At 42.5% G+C, this 26,278-nt stretch carries 21 protein-coding genes and 1 riboswitch; of the genes, 16 read left to right on the top strand and 5 right to left on the bottom strand.

Features of this window, described 5'->3' with window-relative positions; translation table 11 throughout:
- Nucleotides 1-19: 19 nt before the first annotated feature.
- The 4 genes from DWX65_RS09920 (at nucleotide 20) to pflA (ending at nucleotide 4,910) form a co-directional block, all read left to right on the top strand.
- Nucleotides 20-706: an amino acid ABC transporter permease gene (locus DWX65_RS09920; RefSeq protein ID WP_022242707.1), complete on the top strand. Its 687-nt coding sequence runs from the start codon at nucleotides 20-22 to the stop codon at nucleotides 704-706.
- Nucleotides 696-1,436, top strand: a complete 741-nt coding sequence (locus DWX65_RS09915; RefSeq protein ID WP_022242706.1) for an amino acid ABC transporter ATP-binding protein — start codon at nucleotides 696-698, stop codon at nucleotides 1,434-1,436. The genes DWX65_RS09920 and DWX65_RS09915 overlap by 11 nt, the downstream gene beginning before the upstream one ends.
- An 83-nt stretch (nucleotides 1,437-1,519) precedes the next feature.
- Nucleotides 1,520-1,599, top strand: a riboswitch (ZMP/ZTP riboswitch).
- Between the two features lie 177 nt (nucleotides 1,600-1,776).
- Nucleotides 1,777-4,029 carry a formate C-acetyltransferase gene (pflB, locus tag DWX65_RS09910; RefSeq protein WP_118173363.1) on the top strand — a complete coding sequence of 751 codons (2,253 nt, stop codon included), beginning with the start codon at nucleotides 1,777-1,779 and terminating at the stop codon, nucleotides 4,027-4,029.
- A 146-nt stretch (nucleotides 4,030-4,175) separates the two neighbouring features.
- Nucleotides 4,176-4,910, top strand: a complete 735-nt coding sequence (pflA, locus tag DWX65_RS09905) for a pyruvate formate-lyase-activating protein (protein WP_022242704.1) — start codon at nucleotides 4,176-4,178, stop codon at nucleotides 4,908-4,910.
- Between the two features lie 46 nt (nucleotides 4,911-4,956).
- Here pflA and DWX65_RS09900 read toward each other — a convergent pair whose 3' ends face one another.
- Entirely contained in the window at nucleotides 4,957-5,769 is an 813-nt protein-coding gene (locus tag DWX65_RS09900) for a MerR family transcriptional regulator (protein WP_117947553.1), read from the bottom strand.
- A 78-nt stretch (nucleotides 5,770-5,847) separates the two neighbouring features.
- Here DWX65_RS09900 and DWX65_RS09895 point away from each other — a divergent pair, with 78 nt between their 5' ends.
- From DWX65_RS09895 to DWX65_RS09875, 5 genes are all read left to right on the top strand, one after another.
- Nucleotides 5,848-7,173 (top strand): MATE family efflux transporter, encoded by a 1,326-nt coding sequence (locus DWX65_RS09895; RefSeq protein ID WP_117947552.1) that lies wholly within the window; start codon nucleotides 5,848-5,850, stop codon nucleotides 7,171-7,173.
- A 105-nt stretch (nucleotides 7,174-7,278) separates the two neighbouring features.
- Entirely contained in the window at nucleotides 7,279-8,694 is a 1,416-nt protein-coding gene (locus DWX65_RS09890; RefSeq protein WP_118173362.1) for an MBOAT family O-acyltransferase, read from the top strand.
- Between the two features lie 12 nt (nucleotides 8,695-8,706).
- Nucleotides 8,707-9,588: a GDSL-type esterase/lipase family protein gene (locus tag DWX65_RS09885; RefSeq protein ID WP_117841726.1), complete on the top strand. Its 882-nt coding sequence runs from the start codon at nucleotides 8,707-8,709 to the stop codon at nucleotides 9,586-9,588.
- 120 nt (nucleotides 9,589-9,708) lie between these two features.
- Nucleotides 9,709-10,614 (top strand): hypothetical protein, encoded by a 906-nt coding sequence (locus DWX65_RS09880; protein ID WP_117697975.1) that lies wholly within the window; start codon nucleotides 9,709-9,711, stop codon nucleotides 10,612-10,614.
- Between the two features lie 157 nt (nucleotides 10,615-10,771).
- On the top strand, nucleotides 10,772-12,271 hold the full coding sequence (locus DWX65_RS09875; RefSeq protein ID WP_022242699.1) for a radical SAM protein: 1,500 nt from the start codon (nucleotides 10,772-10,774) through the stop codon (nucleotides 12,269-12,271).
- A 213-nt stretch (nucleotides 12,272-12,484) separates the two neighbouring features.
- On the opposite strand, the gene DWX65_RS09870 is transcribed toward DWX65_RS09875, so the two are convergent.
- Together DWX65_RS09870 and DWX65_RS09865 are read right to left on the bottom strand one after the other, a co-directional pair.
- Nucleotides 12,485-13,804 (bottom strand): ATP-binding protein, encoded by a 1,320-nt coding sequence (locus DWX65_RS09870; protein ID WP_117947550.1) that lies wholly within the window; start codon nucleotides 13,802-13,804, stop codon nucleotides 12,485-12,487.
- A complete protein-coding gene (locus tag DWX65_RS09865; protein WP_117841728.1) occupies nucleotides 13,801-14,544 on the bottom strand; it encodes a LytR/AlgR family response regulator transcription factor in 744 nt (247 codons plus the stop codon). Before DWX65_RS09865 ends, DWX65_RS09870 begins: the two co-directional genes overlap by 4 nt.
- Nucleotides 14,545-14,750: 206 nt before the next feature.
- On the opposite strand from DWX65_RS09865, the gene DWX65_RS09860 reads away from it, so the two are divergent.
- Entirely contained in the window at nucleotides 14,751-17,573 is a 2,823-nt protein-coding gene (locus DWX65_RS09860; protein WP_118173361.1) for a hypothetical protein, read from the top strand.
- Here the strand turns inward: DWX65_RS09860 and DWX65_RS09855 are convergent.
- Nucleotides 17,570-18,427 carry a patatin-like phospholipase family protein gene (locus DWX65_RS09855; protein WP_118173360.1) on the bottom strand — a complete coding sequence of 286 codons (858 nt, stop codon included), beginning with the start codon at nucleotides 18,425-18,427 and terminating at the stop codon, nucleotides 17,570-17,572. The genes DWX65_RS09860 and DWX65_RS09855 overlap by 4 nt on opposite strands.
- A gap of 133 nt (nucleotides 18,428-18,560) precedes the next feature.
- On the bottom strand, nucleotides 18,561-18,689 hold the full coding sequence (locus tag DWX65_RS15515) for a hypothetical protein (RefSeq protein ID WP_278336312.1): 129 nt from the start codon (nucleotides 18,687-18,689) through the stop codon (nucleotides 18,561-18,563).
- Between the two features lie 208 nt (nucleotides 18,690-18,897).
- Between DWX65_RS15515 and DWX65_RS09850 the strand changes: the two genes are divergently transcribed.
- The 6 genes from DWX65_RS09850 (at nucleotide 18,898) to DWX65_RS09825 (ending at nucleotide 26,164) form a co-directional block, all read left to right on the top strand.
- A complete protein-coding gene (locus DWX65_RS09850; protein WP_118173359.1) occupies nucleotides 18,898-22,359 on the top strand; it encodes a DNA polymerase III subunit alpha in 3,462 nt (1,153 codons plus the stop codon).
- Nucleotides 22,360-22,447: 88 nt separating this feature from the next.
- Entirely contained in the window at nucleotides 22,448-23,422 is a 975-nt protein-coding gene (gene pfkA, locus DWX65_RS09845) for a 6-phosphofructokinase (protein ID WP_117841732.1), read from the top strand.
- A gap of 9 nt (nucleotides 23,423-23,431) precedes the next feature.
- Nucleotides 23,432-24,205: a TrmH family RNA methyltransferase gene (locus DWX65_RS09840; protein WP_117841733.1), complete on the top strand. Its 774-nt coding sequence runs from the start codon at nucleotides 23,432-23,434 to the stop codon at nucleotides 24,203-24,205.
- Nucleotides 24,206-24,208: 3 nt separating this feature from the next.
- Nucleotides 24,209-24,475 carry a hypothetical protein gene (locus DWX65_RS09835; RefSeq protein ID WP_022242313.1) on the top strand — a complete coding sequence of 89 codons (267 nt, stop codon included), beginning with the start codon at nucleotides 24,209-24,211 and terminating at the stop codon, nucleotides 24,473-24,475.
- A 24-nt stretch (nucleotides 24,476-24,499) separates the two neighbouring features.
- Nucleotides 24,500-25,015 (top strand): transcription repressor NadR, encoded by a 516-nt coding sequence (locus DWX65_RS09830; RefSeq protein WP_022242312.1) that lies wholly within the window; start codon nucleotides 24,500-24,502, stop codon nucleotides 25,013-25,015.
- Between the two features lie 87 nt (nucleotides 25,016-25,102).
- Nucleotides 25,103-26,164, top strand: a complete 1,062-nt coding sequence (locus DWX65_RS09825) for a PTS transporter subunit IIC (protein ID WP_117697982.1) — start codon at nucleotides 25,103-25,105, stop codon at nucleotides 26,162-26,164.
- Nucleotides 26,165-26,278 lie beyond the last annotated feature (114 nt).

Genomic DNA, 26,278 nt, shown 5'->3' with positions numbered 1-26,278 from the left:
CGGTATAGGAGGAAAGACCTTGAGCGATTTTTTAAGCAGCTTTCAACAGGATTTTATAGAGAAAGACAGATATCTTTATCTGTTACGTGGTCTTGGCAATACACTGCTTATTGCAGTGCTTGCAGTACTTCTGGGTATTGTGGTTGGATTTTTAGTCGCAATTATCCGTTCCACCCATGATAAACATGGTGGATTAAATGTTTTGAATTTTATATGTAAAGTGTATCTTACCATATGGCGTGGAACCCCTACGATGGTACAGCTTTTGATTATGTACTATATTATTCTGGTTGCACTCGATAATAAGATTGCAGTGGCTGTAATCGCTTTTGGTTTGAATTCGGCTGCCTATGTGGCAGAGATTGTACGTTCCGGAATCATGTCTGTAGACGAAGGACAGTTTGAAGCTGGACGAAGCCTCGGACTGAATTATTCGCAGACCATGCGTCTGATTATTCTGCCACAGGCATTTAAGAATGTACTTCCGGCACTGGCAAATGAGTTTATTACCTTACTGAAAGAGACTTCCATCAGTGGATATATTGCAATCCCGGATTTGACAAAGGGTGGCGATATCATCCGTAGCCAGACCTATGACCCGTTCTTACCATTGTTCGGTGTTGCAATTATCTACCTGATAATCGTTATGATTTTAACGGCTGGTGTACATAAACTGGAAACGAGGTTGAGAACAAATGAGCGATAAGAAGGTATTGATTGAAGTAAAGGATTTGTGTAAATCCTTTGGAAATGTAAATGTATTAAATGGTATCTCCACAGAAATCGCCCAGGGAGAGGTAGTAGCCATCATCGGACCATCCGGTTGTGGTAAATCTACATTCTTACGTTCCTTAAATCTTTTAGAGGAGCCGACTTCCGGTGTGATTACTTTTGAAGGAACAGATATCACGGATAAATCCGTAGACATCAACAAGATGCGTCAGAAGATTGGAATGGTATTCCAGCAGTTCAATCTGTTTCCAAATTATACCGTAAAAGGAAATATCATGCTGGCACCGGTTCAGACCGGACTTATGAATAAGGAAGAGGCATCTAAGCGTGCGGACGAGCTTTTGATGAGAGTCGGACTGTCTGATAAAGCAGATACCTATCCGGCAATGCTTTCCGGTGGACAGAAACAGCGTATTGCAATTGCAAGAGCACTGGCAATGAATCCGGATGTCATGTTATTTGACGAGCCGACTTCCGCACTGGATCCGGAAATGGTAGGAGAAGTCTTAGAGATTATGAAAGAACTGGCACAGGATGGCATGACCATGGTAGTAGTAACACACGAGATGGGATTTGCAAGAGAAGTGGCAAGCCGTGTCATGTTTATCAATGAAGGACAGATTCAGGAAGAGAATACACCGGCAGAATTCTTTGCCAATCCACAGAATCCGCGTCTTTGCGACTTCCTTTCCAAAGTATTGTAGGAAAAGAACAGATAAAATGGTAAAAATAGTTGATAAAAAGTTTTCATAAGCTATTGCAATCAGAAAAGAAATAGTCTATGATAAAACCGTTATATGACTGACGGATAAGTGGAAAAACCACATGAAGTATAACGAAAACGAGCCGACCGTCTGGGCGATGAACCTGGAGGACTGGCTCGTTTTCTTGTATTTACATGATGTTTTGTATGATTTTTTGAACATCAAAACGTATTGACAAAAAAATGACAGTCAGTATATACTAACTAAGGTTAAACAAGACTAATTCTAATTAGTAACCATTCAGTGTTCATGCTGAGTATATTTTTAGGAGGATATCGTAATGATTGAAATGAAAGAGTGGGATGGATTCGAAGGACGTCTCTGGAAAGAAGAAATCAATGTTCGTCAGTTCATTCAGGACAACTACACTCCATATGATGGAGATGAGAGCTTTTTAGCTGAGCCGACAGATGCAACCAACAAGCTATGGGATGCACTTCAGAAATTACAGAAAGAAGAGCGCGCCAAGGGCGGCGTTCTTGATATGGAGACAGAGGTTGTAACCGGAATTACAGCTTATGGTCCGGGATATATCGATGAAAGCTTAAAAGATTTAGAGCAGGTAGTTGGTCTTCAGACTGACAAACCATTAAAGAGAGCTTTCATGCCATATGGTGGAATCAAGATGGCTGTTCAGGCATGTGAGACCTACGGTTATGAAGTAAATGATAAATTAAAAGAAATTTTCACCAAGTATCATAAGACACACAATACAGCAGTATTTGATGCTTATACACCGGAAATGATGAAGGTTCGTCATGCTAAGATTTTAACAGGTCTTCCGGATACCTACGGTCGTGGACGTATTGTAGGTGATTACCGTCGTGTAGCATTATACGGACTGGATTACTTAATCGCTGAGAAGAAGAAGGACAAAGCCAACTGCGGATGCGGACAGATGACAGATGATGTCATCCGTTTAAGAGAAGAAATTGCAGAGCAGATTAAATGTCTGGAAGACATGAAGAAACTGGCTGAGATTTACGGATATGATATTTCAAGACCTGCAACCAATGCAAAAGAGGCTGTTCAGTGGTTATACTTCGGATACCTTGCAGCAATCAAGACACAGAACGGTGCAGCAATGTCAGTAGGACGTGTTTCTACTTTCCTTGATATTTATATTAAGAGAGATATGGATAAGGGAATTCTTACCGAGCAGCAGGCTCAGGAGCTGATTGACCATTTCACAATGAAACTTCGTATGGTTAAATTCGCACGTATTCCTTCTTATAACCAGTTATTCTCCGGTGACCCTGTATGGGCAACCCTTGATGTAGCAGGAACAGGTGTAGACGGACGTTCCATGGTAACCAGGACAGACTTCCGTTTCCTTCATACTTTAGAGAATATGGGACCGGCACCGGAACCAAATCTTACTGTATTCTATTCATCCAGACTGCCACAGACCTTCCGTGATTATGCAGCACGTATCTCGATTGAAACAAGCTCAATCCAGTATGAGAACGATGATGCAATGAAACCGGTATGGGGCGATGATTACGCAATCTGCTGCTGTGTATCTGCTACACAGACAGGTAAAGAGATGCAGTTCTTCGGCGCTCGTGCAAACCTTGCAAAATGTCTGCTTTACGCAATCAACGGTGGTGTTGATGAGAAATCAGGCGAGCAGGTAGGACCAAACTACGCACCAATTACAGCTGAATATCTTGACTATGATGAAGTAATGACAAAATATGACAAGATGATGGACTGGTTAGTAGACATCTATGTAAATACACTGAACCTGATTCAGTATATGCATGATAAATATTACTATGAAGCAGCAGAGCTTTCTCTGATGGATACCGACTTAAAGAGAACCTTTGCAACCGGTATTGCAGGATTTTCACATGTTATCGATTCTCTTTCTGCAATCAAATATGCAAAAGTAAAAGTCGTACGTGATGAGAACGGACTTGCAAAAGACTTCGAAATCGAAGGAGACTTCCCGAAATACGGAAATGATGATGACCGTGCCGATGAAATCGGAGTATGGCTGCTTAAGACTTTCATGGATAAATTAAAGAAACATCATACTTATCGTGATTCTGAGCCTACAACTTCTATCCTTACCATTACTTCTAACGTAGTATATGGTAAAGCAACCGGAGCTATGCCGGATGGACGTAAAGCCGGCGAACCGCTTTCACCGGGAGCTAACCCATCTTACGGTGCAGAGCAGAACGGACTTTTAGCTTCCTTAAACTCTCTGACCAAGCTTCCATATGAGTGGGCATTGGATGGTATTTCCAATACACAGACCATCAATCCTGGCGCACTTGGAAACAACGAGCAGGAAAGAATCGATAATCTTGTAAATGTAATGGACGGATACTTTGACCAGGGTGCTCATCATCTGAATGTTAATGTATTTGGCAAAGAAAAGCTTATTGATGCAATGGAGCATCCGGAGAAAGAAGAGTATGCAAACTTCACAATCCGTGTATCCGGCTATGCAGTTAAGTTCATCGACCTGACAAAAGAGCAGCAGCTTGATGTTATTGCCCGTACCTGTCATGAGCGTATGTAATTTAAGACAGTAACCGAACTGCGGGGAACATACGATTTTTCCGCGATTCAGGTAAAGCAGAATGTGCAGGCTTAATGAAAAAAGCCTGCACATTTTTATCGTAGGTTGTTAAGCAGCCGTAAGTATTTTGGTGTATAGGAGGCAATATGAGTGAAATAAAAGGACGCATCCATTCCGTAGAAAGCTTTGGCTCGGCAGACGGGCCGGGTGTAAGATATATTGTATTTTTAAAAGGCTGTAACATGAGATGTCAGTACTGCCATAACCCGGATACCTGGGCGAAAGATGGCGGAGAGCTGATGACACCGGAAGAAGTGTTAAAAAAGGCACTTCGCTACAAAACTTATTGGAAAGAAAAGGGCGGAATCACCGTAAGCGGTGGAGAGGCTCTTTTACAGATAGATTTCGTGACAGAACTGTTCCGGCTGGCAAAAGAAAAAGGGGTAAATACCTGTCTCGATACCTCTGGCAATCCATTTTCCTTGGAAGAACCATTTAAAAGTAAATTTGATGAGCTGATGAAATATACAGACCTCTTTATGTTAGACATTAAGCATATGGATGATGCGGCACACCGGAAACTCACCGGACAGACGAATCAGAATATTTTGGAAATGGCAGCTTATTTATCAGACCATGGCAAAGCAATGTGGATCCGCCATGTGCTGGTGCCGGGTATTACAACAGAAGAGGACGAGCTTTACCGCTTAAGAAGTTTTCTTGATACCCTTAAGACAGTAGAACGGGTGGAAGTGCTGCCATATCATACCTTAGGCGTCTTTAAATGGAAGGAACTTGGAATTCCATACCAGTTAGAAGGCGTAGACCCGCCTACAAAGGAGCAGATAGACCGGGCAAAAGAGATTCTTGGGGCACTGTAAAATAGATAAGCAGCATTACAGGAAAATAAAAAAGTAATGCTGCTTTTTAGATTCTGACGATAATGCGGGTAAGATATTCACTTCGTTTATCCGTCATGGTAGCGTTAATCAATTCTTCTTCATAGAATCTGCCATCGGATGAAGTAATCTGGTGCTGCTTCATGTAGCTGCGCAGCCTGTCATAAGCGAGTGAAATATCATTCCAGTCTCCCAGGTGATAGGCGGCGAGACATTTAGAAGCCGGAAGAATCCGGTAAGGCATTTTCTTGGGAGGGGTCTGCATGGCAAGGCATACTTCGTGATAAAGATTGTGGGCACCCCGGGCAAGGTCACGTTCCATCTGGATATAAAGCACCGTAAAACCGGTAGTTTCCTTGCTTTCATAATAGGAGTTCAGAAGCTCACTGACTTTTACGGAGATGGTCTTATCATCGGAAGAACTGACAGGGTGTGCTGCAATATAAAATCCTGGCAGAGAGACTTCTTCAATGATATCCGGATTTGTAGTCAGGCTGGTTTTAATTCGTTTCTGCTGTCTTTGAATCCACTTCTGCTTTTCTTTTAATGCACGAATCTGCTGTTCGATGACAGCGTTTTCTTTCGTAAGAAGTGTGGCATAATTTTCCGGGCTTCGGTGTTCCATGTATTCTTTAATTTCCGGCAGAGGCATGCCAAGTTCCCGCAGCGTGATAATGGCATCTAACACATCCATCTGGCGGACGGTGTAGTAGCGGTAGTCATTGTCCCCTCTTGCTTCGGGTGAAAAAATGCCAAGCTGGTCGTAGTGAAACAGTGTATTTTTTGTAGTGCCCATCATCCTGGCAACTTCTCCGGTGGTCAGATATTCATTTCTACTCATTAAAAAAATCTCCTTGACTATATGGTTACCATATAGTTTATGATAGCAAATAGTGATTCATAAGACAAGGAGGTTATCATGTCGAATTCATTAAATCAGAACTTTAAAACATTATCCTTATTGAAATTTGCATTGCCATCTATGATTATGATGGTATTTATGTCATTGTATACAATCATAGATGGAATCTTTGTGTCAAGACTGGTAGGAGAAAGCGCTCTTTCTGCAGTCAATATTGTATGGCCGGTTATTTGTATTCTCATTGCAATCGGCGTTATGTTAGCAACCGGTGGAAGTGCAGTGGTAGCAAGAAAAATGGGTGAGGGAGATGAAAAGGGAGCATGTGAGAACTTTACTTTTCTTGCAGTGGCAGGAGTTGCTGTAAGCCTGGTGCTGCTGGTTATTGTATTACTTTTTCATAAACCGATTGTATATGCATTAGGAGCAGACGACTCTTTATTCGAAAATGGGAAAACATATCTTATTGATATGATGTATTTTGGACCATGCTGCATTTTGCAGAGCTTATTTCAGTGCTTCTTTGTAACTGCAGGAAAACCTGCATATGGACTCGGACTGATTACTGCCGGAGGTGTAGCCAATGCAATCTTAGATTATGTCTTTATGGGGCCAATGCAGCTTGGCATTGCCGGAGCAGCTATTGCAACAGGCATCGGACAGATGATTCCTGCGGTAGTGGGAGTCATCTATTTCCTTGTGAAAAGAAAAGGACTTCATTTTACCCGCTTCCATTGGGATGGGAAAGCATTGTGGCAGTCCTGCACCAACGGTTCTTCCGAGATGGTAACGAACCTTTCCAATGCAGTAATTACATACCTTTTTAATATTATTCTGATGCGTATGGTTGGAGCAGACGGGGTAGCTGCAATTACCATTATTTTATACGGACAGTTTTTATTCAATGCGCTGTATCTTGGATTTTCCATGGGTGTGGCACCGGTTATCAGCTTCCAGTACGGAGCAAAGAACAGTGAAAAATTAAGTAACGTTTACCATATCAGTAACCGGTTTGTAAAAATATCCTCCGGCTTTATGGCGGTGGCATCCGTCCTTCTGGCGAAGCCGATTACATCAGTATTTGTCTCAGAAAGCAGTCATACCTTTGCAATGACAGTTACGGGATTTGCATTGTTTGGCATCAACTATCTTTTCAGCGGCTATAACGTATTTACCTCTTCGCTGTTCACGGCACTTTCTGATGGAAAAACATCTGCACTGGTATCCTTCAGCAGAACCTTTGTCTGTATTCTGGCCTCTTTACTGATTCTGCCGCAAATTATCGGATTAAAGGGAGTCTGGCTGGCAGTTCCGGTGGCAGAATTTGTGACATCAGGACTTTCTTTTTACTGTCAGAGAAGAAATTTATCGAAATACGGAATTTAAGAAACTTTTTTTTCATCTGGAACGTCTAATCTATAAAGAGTATAATGAATGGTAAAGAATGAATGGATAATACCATTTTAAGATAGTAAAGAGAGGATACGAAAGATGGTTTTTAGCAGCATAGCATTTATCATGTATTTTATGCCGGTATTTTTTCTGGTTTATTATATCCTGCCGGCTTCTTATAAGAATGCCTGGCTTTTCCTTGCCAGCCTTGGTTTTTATTACTATGGTGTCAGGGGAAATCCGGGTTATCTTTTACTTATGATTATGTCCGTGGTGGTCAATTTCGTGGCTGGAAAACTGATTGAGGAACAGAAGACGAAGCGGGCACGGAAAGCCTGGCTTGTGGTTGGAATCGTCTATGATTTAGGATGGCTCATTCTGTTTAAATATCTGGGCTTTCTTATAGAGAATCTGAATGCCCTTTTTGGTGCAATGCACGTTAAGGTACAGCTGGAAACATGGAATCTGATTCTGCCGATTGGAATCAGCTTTTATACGTTCCAGATTATTTCCTATCTGGTGGACGTGTACCGGAGGGAAACGAAAGCGGAAAAATCGTTGATTTCACTGGGAACGTATCTTTGCATGTTCCCGCAGTTAATTGCAGGACCGATTGTCAATTACCATCTGATTCAGGAACAGCTTCATAAGAGAAAACATTCCATGGTAAAGGTGGAATCCGGACTTAAGGTATTTGCACTGGGACTTGCTTATAAAGTATTGCTGGCAAACCGGGTGGGACATCTTTGGACAGAGGTGACAGCAATCGGTTATGAGAGCATTTCCACACCGCTGGCATGGATGAGCATTGTGGCATACAGCCTGCAGTTATATTTTGACTTCTATGGGTATTCCCTGATGGCAATCGGACTGGGGCGGATGATGGGCTTTGACTTTCCACAGAACTTTAACAATCCGTATATGGCAGTGTCCATGACGGATTTCTGGCGCCGCTGGCATATGACACTGGGTGGCTGGTTCCGGGAATATGTATACATTCCGCTGGGCGGCAACCGCGGTGGTTTTGCAAAGACCGTCCGCAATATGTTTGTGGTATGGCTTCTGACAGGGCTCTGGCATGGCGCAAGCTGGAACTTTGTACTGTGGGGACTTTTGCTTTTTGTCTTATTATTCGTGGAAAAAGCCGGACTTGGAAAAGTGCTGGAGCGGCATAAGGCGCTTGGCCATATTTATATGATACTCTGGATACCACTTTCCTGGCTGGTCTTTGTGATTACGGATTTAAGCCAGCTTGGCATTTATTTACAGAAATTATTCCCATTCTTTGGCAGTACCGGAACGGTATTGTTTCAGGGAGATTATCTGAAATATGGTAAGACCTATGGCATTTATCTGGTGCTTGGTATCCTGTTTGCAACAGGTGTTCAGGAGAAGCTCCTTAAGAAGAATAAGAACCGCCTCTGGGTGATTTTACTGCTGCTGGCATTATTCTGGGCGAGCGTATATTGTATGTATCTTGGAATGGATGATCCATTCTTATACTTCAGATTCTAGTGAGGAAATACGATGAAAAAATATAAATTTACTATACTTTTACTGCTGACATTTGTGATTGCATTCCCGGTGATTACCGTAAAGCTTGTAACTGCGGAGCAGGAGAAGAAGGCAAGGCAGGAAGAACTGGCACAGGTGACAGACACAGAAAAAGAGCCGGCGGAAGCAGTTGCCGGAACGGAAGAAAACAGCACAGATAAAGCCGGTACAGGACAAGAAGATATTGATAGTACAGAAAATACAGAAGATAAAACAGGTACCAAGGATAATGAAACGGTGGCAGATACGGAGCAGGAGGGAACCTTTACAACAGAGGATATCAGCTATTTTTCCGATGCTTTATTTATTGGAGATTCCAGAACAGTAGGATTATCGGAGTATGCAGACCTTGGGGATGCGGATGTATTTGCAACGATTGGCTTAAGTTCCTTTAAGCTGTTTGAAACAGAGGTGGATATGCCGGGCTATGGAAAAGAAACTTTGGATGAAGTGTTAAGCCGGAAAAATTACGGAAAGATTTATCTGATGCTAGGTATCAATGAACTGGGATATCCACATGCAAGCATAGAAAAGCAATATCGTGAAGTGGTAGAGAAAATACGGGAAATGCAGCCGGATGCCATTTTATTCTTAGAGGCGAGTCTTCATGTTTCCAAGGCAAAATCCGATTCGGACAGCCTTTATAACAATGCCAATATTGACTGGCTCAATGGCGTGGTGGAGTCCTTATGTGACCAGAAGCAGACCTATTATATTGATGTGAATGAAATCTTTGATGATGGGGCAGGAAACCTCGATGCCCAGTATACCAGTGATGATGCCCATCCTCTAGGAAAATATTATGCCCAGTGGGCAGAATGGATTCTGACGAAAGCTATTGTAAAGGAAAAATAAGACCAAAACTCTTAGGAAAACGCAGTGGAAAACCGATGTATTATTTATAAAAGTGTATACAACAGTGAAAGAAATATCCGATAACCGGATAAGCGTTGCAGAAAGGCAAGGGAAGCGTATATGAATGGAATCAATACCAGTTTTGGGACACAGAGCTTATATCAGAATGACGGGACACAGGGAAGTGCAAAGTCAGATGATAAGAAGCAGGATAATAAGAATGACAGCAATGTAATAAAAGGTGCCGGTCTTAATCTGAATCAGACAGATCTGATTGGACAGAAGATGGCAAATGCCCAGAAAGAAGCATTAAAGAAGATTATGGATACATTTTCCGGTGAGCACGCAGTGGATGAAGAGATGGACGAGCGGCGTGCCCACATTAAGGAAATTGACAGCGAGATAAAAGATTATCAGAGTGAAATCCGCGACTTACAGAATAAGGAAGCTGAATTAAAGGGACGTTACCAGGTAGCGGATGGCAGCCAGGAAGAGGCAGACCTTGACCTTTTAAAGAAAGCCAGTACAGCAGAAGGAAGAAGCATGCTTTCCAAAGAAGAATTAGAGCATGTCTCAGAATTACAGAAAGGCGGAATGACAGACTATCAGAAAGAGTCCATGGACTACTATAAAATGGAGTCAGAATACAGAAGCAAGATAAAAGACCTTGGAAAGGAAAGAGCCGAGGATAACGGATACCTCCGGGCAGTACATACGGAACGGTTAAAGCATCATGATATGATAGACAGCCAGAAGGAAGCGGAAGAAATATTAGACAATGCATCCGATGAAGCAACATTAGGACTGATTGGGGAAGCAGTAGACCACATCGATGAGACCATCAAAGAAAATGAGAAAGATACGGATAAGAAGGATGCAGACAAGAAAGAGGATAAGAAGACTGATACAAAATTAGACAAGGAGACCCAGAGCAGCCTTTTAAAGAGTGAAGCAGAGAAAAAGGTTGCGGAGCATAAACTTGCCGAGGACGATATCAAAGGACTTGTCTATGATGAGCAGTTATAAACAAAATGGACAATTTGTGCTGTCAGATATACAAATTGTCGAAAAAGTATAACTTGACCATACAAAAAAAATCTATTGTATATGTCAAAAAAACGCATTGTTTCTTATACTAATAAATGTTAAAATACATAGAAGAAAAAAGAGGGAGGAAGTTAGCATGGCTTCATTCGTTGAAAACACACAGCACAAAGTAGAAAGAAAAGCTTTTGAGATAATGACCAATAGCATCGTAGGTAAGTTGACTAAGACAGATGATATCGCGAAAAGACAGGAAACATTCCTTGAACTTATTGATAAGGCAGAGACTTTCTGGGGAAATGGCGCAGACAAGGCAACATTGGATAAGGTCAGAGAGTATGTAAAGAATCCGGAGAACAGATGGGTGAAGTTTGTAAACCGTGTTCTGGATGAGACAAATCCAAATTATGCTAAGAAATTCCTTCTGAATTTAGGATATGAAGCATTTTTCCGTGGAACAAAGACAATCAGGGCAAACCGTGAGAAGTACAACTGTAATATTCCATGGCTGATTCTTTTTGACCCGACAGACGCATGTAATATGCATTGTGTAGGATGCTGGTCCGGCACATATGGCCACAAGAATAACATGTCCTATGAGGATATGGATAAGATTGTTACACAGGGTAAGGAACTTGGAACTTATCTTTACTTTATGACAGGTGGAGAACCGACTGTTCGTAAGAATGATATTTTAAAACTTGCTGAGAAGCATAATGATTGTATGTTCGGTCTTTTCTCCAACTCTACTCTGATTGATGAGGAGTTATGTAAGAAGATTGTAGAACTTGGAAATATTACATTCCTTCTTTCCATTGAGGGAACACCTGAGACAAATGATGGACGTCGTGGTGACGGACATTATGCAGCAGTTATGAAGGCAATGGATCTGTTGAAACAATATGGTATCATATTCGGAACTTCTATCTGCTATACCAGAGCCAATGTTGAGGCTGTTACCGATGAGAAATTCTTACGTTTCATTGCTGATAAGGGCGCACGTTTCGGTTTCTACTTCCATTATATGCCGGTAGGACAGAACGCAGCTCCGGAGCTGATGCCGACATTGGAACAGCGGGAAGAAATTATTAAGAAGATTCGCTGGGTTCGTACCGGAGACAATGATATCGGATTTTTCCCAATGGACTTCCAGAATGACGGAGAATTTGTTGGCGGATGTATTGCCGGTGGACGTAACTACTTCCATATTAATGCACAGGGAGACGCAGAACCGTGCGTATTTATCCATTTCTCGGATTCGAATATCCATGATAAGTCAATCCTTGAGATGCTGCAGAGTCCATTGTTTAAGGCATATCATGAAGGACAGCCATTTAACAGAAACCACCTGCGTCCATGTCCGATGCTTGAGAATCCAAAGCTCTTGAGAGAAATGGTAAACAAGACTGGTGCGAAGGGAACAAACGCTGAGGCAGAAGAGACTGTTGAGCATCTTTGCTCTAAGTGTGATCACTATGCAGAAGAGTGGGGACCGGTTGCAGACCGTATCTGGGCAGAACAGAAACATAAGAAAGCACCTTATGAGAACTATACGGAAGAAAAGAGAGAACATCCGGAACTTGCAGCATTTGAGCATGCGGATGGTTCTGATGGATTAAGAGATGAGGATCTTCAGTAATTAAATCAGATGATAAAATAGGACTAAATCAAGAGAAACCTTATACAACAAGGGTTTGAATGATTTAAGTCCTATTTTTTTGAAAGTCCGCGAGAGATAAGTAAAGCATCTTGAAGTCTTATACCTGATACAGTAAAATAGATACATCCGGCAACAGGGAGGTCTCAAATGAAACAGGAGTCCATTACAATCATATGATGAAATAGCTTTCTCTTAAGATAACCGCAGCATAATATTTGAAATAAACTCCGTTTCCTCATTATAAAACCGGGTAGAACCATGATAACGTTCGGCAGTGGTTTGGATAGAAAGAAGTCCAATACCGCTGCCGCTTTCTGTTGTAGACAGAAACTGCCCGTTCATCTTTTTTACAATTCCATTGAAGCTGTTTACCATTGTGATATATATGGTGCCCGGACTGTTAAGGTCAGAACTGAGGTGGATATATCTATTTTCCACCGGAACCTGACAGCAGGCATGGATGGCATTTTCCAAAAGATTGCCGAAAAGCAGGCTTAAGTCTACATCAGAAATAGAAATCTTCCGGGGAACAATAACCTTAAAATCCATTTTGATATGACAGGATTCTGCAAGGGAAGCATAGTAACTGATAACTGCATTCACAGCCATGTTTTGGCAGAAAAGATACTGCATGGAATGTCTTCCGGTTTCCATCTGGTAGTCAGCCATATAATTTTTTAATTCTTCATATTGCCCGGATTGGGCCAGCTCCTGCATAACTGCAATGGTATGTTTGAAATCATGCCGCTCCTGACGGGACTGATCGAGATAATTCTGAAGCTTGACATACTGGCTTGCCTGGGCGCGGTACATAATCGAAGTGGTATCTGCTTTGATTTTCTGTGCAGTTGTAACGGCAATGAGATAAAGCAGAATCTGGAAGGTTATAAAAAAGATAAAAAGAACCACCTCGATAACCATGGCAATTACAAATACCCGGCCTACACGGATATTGTTGTAGTCCTTAGGCAGCATAAAGATATTACAAAAAGTAATAATGGCAGGAATAATCCATGTAAGCCACCAGAATAAAGGCTGATTTACATTTTCGAAAATCCATTTCAGCTTATCTTTTATGACGATAAATACGAACATAATAAGAAAGCTGATGGCGTATTGTAAGAGCAGTCCCGGAACAGAGCTGTCATCTACATTGGAAGAAGGGACGGTATAAGCAATGATATAATCGTTGGCAATGCAGCCAAAGGAAAGGGCTGCGGTGGCACATAAAAATAAATACCAGAGCTTTAGATTACTCAGGCGGACCGTAATAAAATATACAATAAGGCATACGGACAGGAGTGGGAAAAAGAACAGATTTGCATCATAATTCCCGGTGGATTCAACGCAGCCTAAAATCAGACAAATTGCAGTCATAACCGGAATCAGAACAGAAAAGAGTTTCCGCAGGGGAATTGATATCCAGTCAGCAACCGGAACGATGCAGATAAAAATACCCGGGAAAATAACTCCGTAATGGGCTGCGGCAATCAGAACAGTAAAAGGATTCATGACAGACCTCCGTGTAAAAGTGACTTTGTGCGTTGGGTAAATTGCCAGGTAATATAAGTCTGCTGAAGGGTATTAGACTGCTTTTTGTTCATGGAAAAGGATGCTCCATCATTCATCATGCAGACTGCTCCGTCCATGGAAGAAACATAGTCCAGATTTACCATAACACCACGGTTAATGGTCAAAAAACGTTCATCCTCCGAAAGCGTGCGGGTAACATCCCGAAACAGCATACGGCAGCGGATTTCTTCGCTGGTATGAATAATAAGATAGTTTGAATCTGAAATAATATATTGAATGTCCGAATAAAGAATCGGAAGCTTCGTCTTGTTGGTATTTACGGTCAGAAATAAATGGGAATCCAAAACAGGACGGACAGCCAGAAGGTCATCTAATAACGGATGGATGGCAGCTTTGGTAATCGGTTTTTGCAGATAGTCGAAAGCGTGGACATGCAAAGCTTCCACATGATATTCCGAGCTGGAGGTCAGAAAGACAATCGGTGTCTTCGGTGAAATCCTGCGAAAAGAAACCGCAAGGTCAATCCCGTTTGCTTCCTTAAGATAAATATCGAATAGCACAAAATCATAGGAATTCGAGGCGGCAGACAACAAAAAAGCATCCCCTTCGGTAAAGGTATCACAGCAGACCGTTATGTTATGGCTGCCGCACCAGTCCCGGATGAGCAGCTCTGTCATATGTATTTCTTCTATATTGTCATCAACAATTGCAAACCGCAATAAGATAGCCTCCTTTCGATTTCATGGCTTTTCAGGCATTATTATAGCATACCTGTCGAAAAAATACGAATCTTTCATCCCACTAAAGTGCTTTTCATCCCACCCCGATTGACAAGCCTTCAAAAAGAATGGTATAAAGGAAATTGGTATACAAATTCATTTTGAAAAATATTTCGTAAGAGAAAAATAAATTTGGGAGGTAACTTATGAAATTAAAAAAGAAAACATGTGGAATCTTGGCAGTGTTACTGCTGCTGATGACTGTATTTACCGGAATGCAGGAAGTAATACCGGTACATGCAGAGGGACTGAAGGTATCCATAAACGGAACGGAACTAGAGGATGGCAGATACTATGAATTCGGAGGAAGCAGAGGGAGTGGAACCATGAGTGAATGTGACCCGGCGGCTCTTCCGGGAGCATATATCTATTATAGTGCAGGTATAATGGAAGTAAAAGGAAGTGTAAAAATATATTCGAACGGAGGAAGTTCAACAGAAATCTTAAAGATTGAAAATGGAACCCTGACATTGAAAGGGGATGGTAACTTTTATTTGACAAATGATAATGATACGGAAACATTGGTTACAGGAACTGCAGATGCAGTACTTAAGGCGGATGAATATACCGGAGATATTCAAGTTTCTGGAAGGGGTGGAAATGCTCTTATAAAGGGACTTTCTCTGGTGGACTTAAAAACCGCCGGGGAGATAACTTTAGATGCAGACGATGTTACTGGTGATGTATTTATCTCTGCCGGTTCAGTTAAGCTTGAGGCGGATCAGTTGGACATCTATTTATCAGGTGGAGCGGTGAAGTATCTGATAGAGGCAACGGATGAGCAGAACGGAGAAATCAGCCTGAAAAAGACTGGTTCCCTGAATTCGTTTGATCTGGTAAATGGAAATAATATAAATGTAACAGAGGCATTTTTTAAAGCAAAAGATACATTTCTGTCATCCAATGGAAACAGTAATTCGAACAGTTCGAGTGGCAGGATAGTTCTTGTGGGTGAAACAATAGCAGAAGGCAATCTTGAATTAGAAACAGTAAAAGATGTAACAATCCGCGCAAAGAAGACTGCGGTAAAAGGAAATCTCGCTGTCAATGCAGAAAATGGATATGGTGTTGAGATAACCAGTGAAGGGGGAGCGGTATCAACCGGAAGTACAGAGATTACGGCACCTTCATTAGTTGTTATGCTGCAGGCAAATGGAGATGCTGCCATAATCGAAGGAAATGCAAAGATAAATGCAAATAGAATATCCATGCAGAGTGCGAACAATGCAGCAATTGCAGGGGATGCAGACCTTCAGGCACGAAATTACATTACACTTCTGGGAGCAGAAGGGCATTCTGTAATAGGGGGAAGCAACATTTTAATGAATGCAGCAGGCGGTGAGCTTTCCATATCCAGAACCGGAAGTGCTGCTACCGGTACTCCGCCACTTCTGGGAGGAACATTGCAGACGCAGAATGATATCGTAAAATATAGCGATGGCGGGGAAAACTGGGTACAGATAATGGCAACCGGCGAGACATATGATGTAGATAACTGTGAACATCCGATTTTAGCAGGATATTCCGGCAGATGTATGGTCTGTGGAGAATATGACATAGAATATGCAGAGCTGATTGGAACGGATGGAACGACTAAGAGAATGCTGAATGGAGACTTCGGTGGAACCGGAGCACGTAATGATTTCAGATACCTGGAAGATGGAGATACCATCAAATTTGTGAAAGATATTTATGGAAATGGAAGAACCGCAGCAATCGGAGACAGTAAAGCCGTAACCCTTGACCTGAACGGACATACATTGATTCTGGATACGATTTCCTCAGGGAACAATCTTACCATTGCAAATGGTAATTATAAGGGAAAGATTACCAATGGCGGTGTCGGACTTACAAAGGAACTGACCTTTAAAAATGCAAAAGCAGCACTGACTGATTTACAGTGGATGACGAACAGTGGAGTAAAGCTTGAGGGAAGTGAAGTTACAGTATCCGGAAATGACGGTTCTGGACGGTGCTGGTTAGAGAAGCTTACAATGGATGAAGATTCAAAGCTGGTATTAAAGAATGTGAGTCAGGGCATTTCGAATTATGCCAACGTTGCTCTGGAAGAAAGTCTCGGAACAATCCGGGGATTCCTGCCAAAAGATTATTCTATTGCAAATAGGAAGAGAAATCCGGCAGATGTTGATTACAGAAATACCATTGTGGATGCAGATGGTCAGATTGCCCAGAATGTGGAGCTTCGTTATCGTAAGATGACAGATGCAGATTTATCAGCAACATTGAATCCAACGACCTATACTTATGATGGAACAGCAAAGGAACCGGAAGTACTTGTGGTATATGACGGACAGACACTGACAAAGGATACGGATTATACCGTTGCTTATTCGGATAACAAAAATGCAGGAAATGCAGAGGTAACAATAACAGGTATTGGAGTGTATCATGAAGCAGCACATCTGCAGTTTACGATAGGGAAGGCAGGTCAGGCGGCACCAACAGGACTGAAGGCTGTAAATACCAGTAAAACAGGTGCAAGTGATGGAGCCATTGAAAACCTGACTACTGCAATGGAATACAGCACAGATGAAATTCATTGGATCAAGGTTACAGATGGTACAAAGATAAGCCAGCTTGCAGCAGGTGACTATTTCGTACGGTATGCAGAGACAGGGAACTATCTGGCTTCTGCATCTACAAAGGTGACAGTTGCCGTAAAGGAAGCCCCTTCCACTGGAAACGGTTCCAATCCAGGTGAAACCACAGGCAGTAATGGAACTACAGGCAGCACTGGAACGAACGGTTCCGGCACAGTAGCGGGAACTTCAAATAGAAGCAGCTCTGATGCAGCCGGTTCTAATACGGCAGCCCTGACGGGAACAACACAGAAGACTGCAACTATAAAAACTGGTGATGAAACACCGGTTGGAAGAATACTGCTTCTGATGTTTTCCGCAGCTGGATTGATGGTTGTGGCAGCTGCTGGCAGAAAGAAATATTGTTAATTGTTTAAGAAGGCACGCAGCGCATCCTTTTGTGCTTTATAATCACTGATTCCTAAATCATAAAGCTCCTGCATGATTTTCGGGTCAGTGGTAAAAGTGCCAATCTTAACCTGATGGGACGGTGCAAAGAGAAATGCCCGTCCTTCTTTTTGTAATTTTGCAGCAACTTCTACCGAGTGCCGGTAATTTAAGTGTCTGTTATCAATTGCAGTAATCGTATTTGGAAATTTCCGTAACATCTTTTTGTAAAGAAAACGGTAACTCTCCGGCTGCTTGACATAGCCAAGTGGACGGCAGTAGATAATTACTACCTTGTCGCAGCCATCTGCAATGGCACGTTCAACCGGAATGGAATCTGCAACACCGCCATCATAGTAATAATTGCCGTGAAAAGAAATCGGTTTGCAGAAGCCCGGAAGGGCACAGGTTGCCATAATGCCGCGGTAATCATCACGGCCTAAATCTTCTTTGGAAAAATATTCTGCCTTTCCGGTGGCAGCATTGGTTACCGGAAAATGAAATTCACTTGGATTTGCTGCTAAGGCATCATAATCCAGCGGGTCGTTTCCTGTGGAATTGGTTAAGGTTCCGTAAATATATTGAAGTCCGAAGAGAGAACCGGTTTTAATCAGATTTTTGATACTGATGTAGCGGGGGTCTTTTACATGCTCTATATAGAAACGCAGATTACGGCCACGTTGCCCGGCAAGGTAAGAAGCAGTATTTGCCGCACCGGCAGATACCCCCATACAATAATCAAATGTAACATTGTCGTCTAAGAAGGCATCCAGAATTCCGGCACTGTAAGCGCATTTCATACCGCCGCCTTCTACAATCAATCCAGACTTTTCCACGATATTCACCTCTTGAGATATACTTCGTTAATTTTTTCACATATAGTTTAGCACATTGAAGAAGAATGTCAAAATACATTTTTTATTGTATGTATATTCCGGGAAAATATAAGAGTTTGCGGCATTCGGGCTGCTACCCATATGTCACTGCATTGTTAAGAGTCTCTAAGAATTTCATGAAATATAAAAAAAGTTCCGGCAACCGGCACAAATTCACATCCATGTTCATCTGTGCCTTGCTGGCACGTCCATGTGCCAGCATTGCCAGTTTTGGTGAGAAATTCTAAGAGTCTCTAAACAATTTCGTTAATATATGGGGAGCAGCACGAATGCCGCAAATTGATATAATTTCCCCGGAATAATCCACACAGAATCTCCTTCCGGTCGTTGAAACCTTCCGCAAAAAACGTTATAATATGAGACAGTGATAAAAGGCGAAGAATAGAAACAGCGGAAGAGAGGAAACGGGATTGGCATTTGCCCATTTACATGTACATACAGAATACAGTCTGTTAGACGGTTCAAATAAAATAAAAGAATATGTGGAGAAAATCAAGGCACTTGGCATGACAGCAGGGGCGATTACCGACCATGGTGTTATGTATGGTGTCATTGATTTCTATAAGGCAGCCAGGGAGGCGGGAATTAACCCGGTTCTTGGCTGTGAAGTCTATGTGGCTCCTGGCTCCAGATTAGACCGCGAGATGGTACATGGAGAGGACAGATACTATCATCTTGTGCTTCTGGCAGAGAATAACACAGGCTATAGCAATCTGATGAAAATTGTATCCAAAGGCTTTGTGGAGGGATACTATTATAAGCCGCGTGTGGACATGGAAGTGTTAGAAAAATACCATGAGGGAATCATTGCCCTAAGTGCCTGTCTGGCAGGTGAAGTACAGCGTAATCTGGTACGTGGAATGTATGAAGAAGCAAAAGAAGTAGCTTACCGCTATGAACGCTGTTTTGGAAAAGGCAATTTCTTTTTAGAGCTGCAGGATCATGGAATCCCGGAGCAGAAGCTGGTAAACCAGCAGCTTCTCCGCATGAGTCAGGAGACCGGAATTGAGCTGGTGGCAACCAATGATGTGCATTATACCAATGCAGAGGATGCAGAGCCTCATGACATCCTGCTCTGTCTTCAGACCGGAAAGAAATTAGCGGACGAAGACAGAATGCGCTATGAAGGTGGACAGTATTATGTCAAATCCGAAGAGGAAATGAAATTACTTTTTCCATATGCACTGCAGGCACTGGAAAATACCCAGAAGATTGCAGACCGCTGTCATGTGGAAATTGAATTCGGACATACCAAGGTGCCGCATTTTGAGGTGCCGGAAGGCTATGATTCCTGGACTTATTTAAATAAATTGTGTCATGAAGGACTGGATAAGCGGTATGGAGCCGATGCACCAGAATATTTACAGAAATTAGATGACGAGCTTGCCGTTATTAAAAATATGGGATATGTGGACTATTTCCTGATTGTGTGGGACTTTATCCATTATGCGAGAGAGCATGATATTATGGTGGGACCGGGACGAGGCAGTGCCGCAGGAAGCCTTGTTTCTTACACCACCGGAATTACAGATATTGACCCGGTTCGTTACAATCTGATTTTTGAGCGTTTCTTAAATCCGGAACGTGTATCTATGCCCGATATTGATGTGGATTTCTGCTTTGAACGAAGACAGGAAGTTATTGATTATGTGGTAGAAAAATATGGCAAGGATTGTGTGACACAGATTGTAACCTTTGGTACGCTGGCAGCCCGTGGAGTAATCCGTGATGTGGGGCGTGTCATGGATTTGCCGTACAATTTTGTAGATACGATTGCCAAGGCAATTCCAAATGAACTGGGAATTACCATTGATAAGGCACTGATGATGAACCCGGAGCTCCGGGGCATGTATGAATCTGACGAGTCAGTAAAGAAACTTATCGATATGTCAAGAAGATTAGAAGGTCTGCCGAGGCATACGTCCATGCATGCAGCAGGCGTGGTAATCAGCCAGAAACCAATGGATGAATATGTTCCGTTGTCAAGAGCATCCGATGGCACCATAACCACACAGTTTACCATGACTACCATTGAAGAATTAGGACTTCTGAAAATGGATTTCTTAGGACTCCGGACACTGACTGTAATCCAGAATGCAGTCCGTCTTGCAGAAAAGAGCAGCGGTAAAAAAATTGATATGAATGCCATCGATTATAACGATAAGAAAGTGCTAGACTCCCTTGGAACCGGTAAAACCGATGGTGTCTTCCAGTTGGAAAGTGCCGGAATGAAGAACTTCATGAAAGAGTTGAAGCCGCAGAGCTTAGAGGATGTTATCGCAGGTATTTCTCTTTACCGTCCGGGTCCAATGGACTTTATTCCGGCTTATATCAAGGGAAAAGACCACCCGGAAAGCATTACCTATGACTGCCCGGAATTGGAGCCGATTCTGGCGCCGACCTATGGCTGTATCGTATATCAGGAACAGGTTATGCAGATTGTACGTGACCTCGCCGGTTATACATGGGGCAGATCTGACCTTGTGCGCCGTGCCATGTCTAAGAAAAAAGGCAAGGTAATGGAGCAGGAGCGGAAGAACTTTGTCTATGGTAATCCGGAAGAAAATGTTCCGGGCTGTATTGCAAGAGGAATCGATGAGAAAGTGGCAAACAAGATTTACGATAACATGATTGACTTTGCCAAATACGCATTTAATAAATCCCATGCGGCAGCTTATGCAGTGGTTGCATATCAGACCGCATATTTGAAATACTATTATCCGGTAGAGTTTATGGCAGCGTTAATGACATCAGTCTTAGACAATACTTCCAAAGTCTCAGAATATATCTACACCTGCCGCCAGATGGGAATCGCAATTCTGCCGCCGGATATCAATGAAGGCGAGGGTGGTTTCTCCGTATCCGGACAAGCAATCCGCTATGGACTTTCTGCCATTAAGAGTATCGGAAGACCGGTGATTGATGCCATTGTGGAGGAGCGTAAAATCCGTGGGCCGTTTACCACGTTAAAGGATTTTATTACAAGACTTTCCGGAAGAGAAGTGAATAAACGGACCATAGAAAACTTTATCAAAGCGGGAGCCTTAGACGGACTGGAAGGAAACCGCCGTCAGAAGATGATGATATACGGTTCTCTTCTGGATGCACTGAATCAGGAAAAGAAGACCACAATGGCTGGTCAGATGACACTTTTTGATATTGCACCGGAAGAGGACAAGGCAGAGTACGAAATCAAGCTTCCGGATGTAGAAGAGTATGACAAAGAAGTGCTTCTTGGCTTTGAAAAGGAAGTCCTTGGCATATATATCAGCGGACATCCGCTGGAAGAATATATGGAGCGTTTAAAGAAGAATACCAATGCCGTTACTACAGACTTTGTACTGGATGAAGAGACCGGAACCCTTAAGGTATCGGATGGCGCAAAGGTGTGTATCGGTGGAATGATTACCGATAAAGTCATCAAGTATACCAAGAATAATAAGGCAATGGCATTTATTACGTTAGAAGATCTGGTGGGAACAGTGGAAATCATCATTTTCCCGAAGGATTATGAGCGTTATGCAAAATATCTTGAAAATGATGCCAAAGTATTTGTGGAAGGCCGTGTAACTGCAGAAGAAGACCGTAACGGCAAGCTTATTTGTGAGAAAATCATTTCCTTTGATGAAGTGAAACGGGAGCTGTGGCTGCAGTTCCCAAGTAAGAGCGATTTCGAAGAAAAAGAAGGTGCTCTTTATGGAAAAATGATGGATGCCGATGGCTCAGAGCATGTCGTTATTTATCTTGCAGCAGAAAAACAGATGAAGCGTCTGCCGGAAAACAGAAATGTTGCAATTACAAAAGAGCTTTTAGAAGATCTTGGGAATTTCTTAGGTAAAGATAATGTAAAAGTTGTAGAAAAGTCGTTGTAGCCATTGCAAAACCACAGTTTAAGGATTAGAATAAAAATGATTGGATAAAGAACAAAGAGAAGTGTTTACATATAGGAGGTAACAGGGAATGTCAAAAGAAATTCAGACAATTGGTGTTTTAACCAGTGGCGGGGATGCTCCGGGCATGAACGCTGCTATCCGTGCAGTAGTAAGGGAAGCTATTGCAAAGGGAAAGAAAGTAAAAGGAATTAAGAGAGGTTATGCAGGTCTTTTGCAGGAAGAGATTATTGATATGGAAGCAAAAGATGTAGCAGACATTATCCAGAGAGGTGGAACAATTTTACAGACTGCACGTTGTCAGGAATTCGTAACACCGGAAGGACAGCAGAAGGGTGCTGAAATCTGCAGAAAACATGGCATTGATGGAATTATCGTAATCGGTGGAGACGGTTCCTTTAAGGGCGCACAGAAGCTGGCAGCACTTGGAATCAACACCATCGGATTACCGGGAACCATTGACCTTGATATTTCCTGTACCGATTATACCATCGGTTTTGATACCGCAGTAAATACTGCCATGGAAGCCATTGATAAGGTACGTGATACCTCAACCTCCCATGAGCGCTGCTCCATCATTGAAGTAATGGGCAGAGGCGCAGGCTACATTGCACTGTGGTGTGGTATTGCCAATGGAGCAGAGGATATCCTGCTTCCGGAGAAATATGATTATGACGAGCAGAAGCTTGTAAATAATATTATAGAGAACAGAAAACGTGGAAAGCAGCATCATATTATTGTAAATGCAGAAGGTATCGGTCATTCCGCAAGCATGGCAAAGAGAATTGAAGCAGCAACCGGAGTTGAAACCAGAGCGACCATCTTAGGACACATGCAGCGTGGTGGAAGCCCGACCTGTAAAGACCGTGTTTATGCATCTACCATGGGATGCATTGCCGTAGATTTGCTGTGCGAAGGCAAATCCAACCGTCTTGTAGCATATAAAAATGGTGAATTCGTAGATTATGATATTGACGAGGCACTGGCAATGACCAAATCCATTCCGGAATATCAGTATGAGATCTGTAGAAATCTTTCCAGATAGGATGTTATTATGATTACCAGTACAGCAAATCCGCAGGTGAAAAATTTAATTCAGTTAGTAAAAAAAGCCAAAGTTCGTAATGAACAGAGGCTTTTTGTTGTGGAAGGAATCCGTATGTTCCGGGAAATCCCGGAAGGCTGGCTTGATAGAATTTATGTTTCCGAGCATTTCATGGAAGAGGAATCCCATGTAAAAGTTCTGCAGGGGAAAAATTATGAAGTACTTGCCAATCATGTGTTTGAAAGTGTGTCCGATACCAAGACACCGCAGGGAATCCTTTGTCTTGTGAAAATGCCGGATTATACCTTAGAAGAAGTAATACCAAAGGAAAATGCCCATCTTCTGATTCTTGAAAGTATTCAGGATCCGGGCAATTTAGGCACGATGTTCCGGACCGGAGAGGGAGCGGGAATCAGCGGAATTATCATGAACCGCACCACTGTAGATGTTTTTAATCCAAAGACCATCCGCTCCACTATGGGCAGTATCTTTCGCGTACCATTTTTCGTGACGGAAAACCTGCAGGATATATTGATGCAGTTAAAGTCCCGGAAAATAAAGCTCTACAGTGCCCATCTGCAGGGCAGTGTTTCTTATGAGGAGCCGGATTATAAAGAACCCACAGGCTTTTTAATTGGAAATGAAGGAAATGGATTATCGGATGAGATTGCCAGAATGGCAGATACCTATATCCACATTCCAATGGCAGGAAAAGTAGAATCACTGAATGCAGCAATTGCGGCAACACTGCTGATGTATGAGGCAGCACGCCAGAGGAGGTAAGGGATGTTCCGGTTATGGGCAAAAGAATTTAAAGACAATCATATGTTAAAGGATACCACCATCTGTGATGACTCCGGGGATACCAGAACCCATAAGGTGTTCCGGGCATTAGATGAGGTGTGCTATACCTTTGATTTGGGAAAACCAATCTGGTTAGACCGCAATGTGGATGAATTTAAGCGGCATGCAAAGACCAGGTTTTATCAGGATAATTTTGTGGAAGAAATTGAATTTGATTTTTTGGAAATTCATGTGATTGAAGAGGATTAAGTAACTGTGTCAGGAGGAAAGAAAATGGAAGGGCAGATGCGCCGGGATACCATCATTAAGATGCTGGGGGAGAAGGGAAAACCTTTGTCCGGAACAGAATTGGCAAAAGAATTAGGAGTCAGCCGTCAGGTGATTGTACAGGATATTGCATTGCTTCGTGCAGTAAATAAGAATATTTTAAGCACCAACAAAGGCTATGTGCTTTATGACCCTTCGGAAGAGACACAGAAAGCAAGAAGAACCATTGCAGTAAGCCACAGTGATGAACAGACACAGGATGAGCTTTATACCATCGTGGATTTCGGTGGGAAAGTCTTAGACGTCGTAATCGAGCATGATATTTACGGACAGATAACGGTGGATCTGATTTTAAAAAGCCGTCAGGATGTGGACGAATTTATTGCAAAGGTTGCAAAGAGCAAGGCAAAGCCGCTTAAGACACTGACCGGAAATAAACACTTTCATACCGTAGAAGCAGATTCAGAACAATTACTTGACATCATAGAAGAAAAATTACGGGAAAAAGGCTACGCAAGATAACAGCTTGACTTTTTTTCTCGATATGGTAAACTACTCCTTGACTGACAAGACAACTGACAAGACAGTTAAAGTCAAGGAGGAAGAAAAATGGAAAAGATAAAAGCGTTCTTAAAACGCAAAAATATTATTATCTCAGCAAAAAGATATGGCATTGATGCCTTAGGTGCAATGGCACAAGGTCTTTTTGCTTCTCTTTTAATTGGAACAATTATCAGTACAATTGGTGAGCAGGCTGGCATCCAGCTTCTGGTGGACATCGGTGGATATGCCAAAGCAGCAACCGGCCCGGCAATGGCAATCTCCATTGGTTTTGCTTTGCAGTGTCCGCCACTGGTGCTTTTTTCACTGGCAGCCGTCGGTGTGGCCGCAAATACCCTGGGTGGAGCAGGCGGACCGCTGGCAGTATTGATTGTCACCATCTTTGCAGCCGAATTCGGTAAAGCAGTATCCAAAGAAACTAAAATTGATATTATCGTCACTCCGTTTGTAACCATTTTCATCGGAGCAGGCTTATCAATCTGGTGGGCACCGGCAATCGGAGCCGCAGCCAGTGCAGTAGGAAATGCCATTATGTGGGCAACCGAATTGCAGCCGTTCTTTATGGGAATTTTAGTCTCTGTAATTGTAGGTATCGCACTGACGCTGCCAATCAGCAGTGCTGCAATCTGTGCAGCTTTGGGACTGACCGGACTGGCAGGAGGAGCTGCAGTAGCAGGATGCTGTGCCAACATGGTAGGTTTTGCAGTACTGAGCTTCCGGGAAAATAAATGGGGTGGACTTTTCGCACAGGGAATCGGAACTTCCATGTTACAGATGGGAAATATCGTGCGGAATCCAAGAATCTGGCTTCCGGCAATTTTAAGCTCCGCCATAACAGGTCCAATAGCAACCTGCGTCTTCCATCTTCAAATGAACGGTGCAGCCGTAGCATCCGGAATGGGAACCTGTGGACTGGTTGGTCAGATTGGTATTTATACCGGCTGGATTAATGATATTGCATCCGGCACCAAGGCAGCCATTACACCAATGGACTGGATTGGAATGCTGTTAGTATGCTTTATCTTACCGGGTGTTTTAACCTGGGCATTCGGTCTGTTCTTCCGTAAGATTGGCTGGATCAAAGAAAATGATTTGAAGCTCGATTTATAAGAAAGATTTAAGAAAATATAGATAAAAGTTATACCATAAGAAAATAAAAACAATACCTCTTGTGCATAATTATTAAAAATTGATAAAAATTTAACTAATAACAAACATATTATA

Source organism: Roseburia sp. AF20-18LB (genome assembly GCF_003461185.1).
GTDB classification, from domain to species: Bacteria; Bacillota; Clostridia; order Lachnospirales; family Lachnospiraceae; genus Roseburia_C; species Roseburia_C amylophila.
Note: the sequence above shows the minus strand (reverse complement) of the source record. Positions and strands in the feature narration are given on the sequence as shown.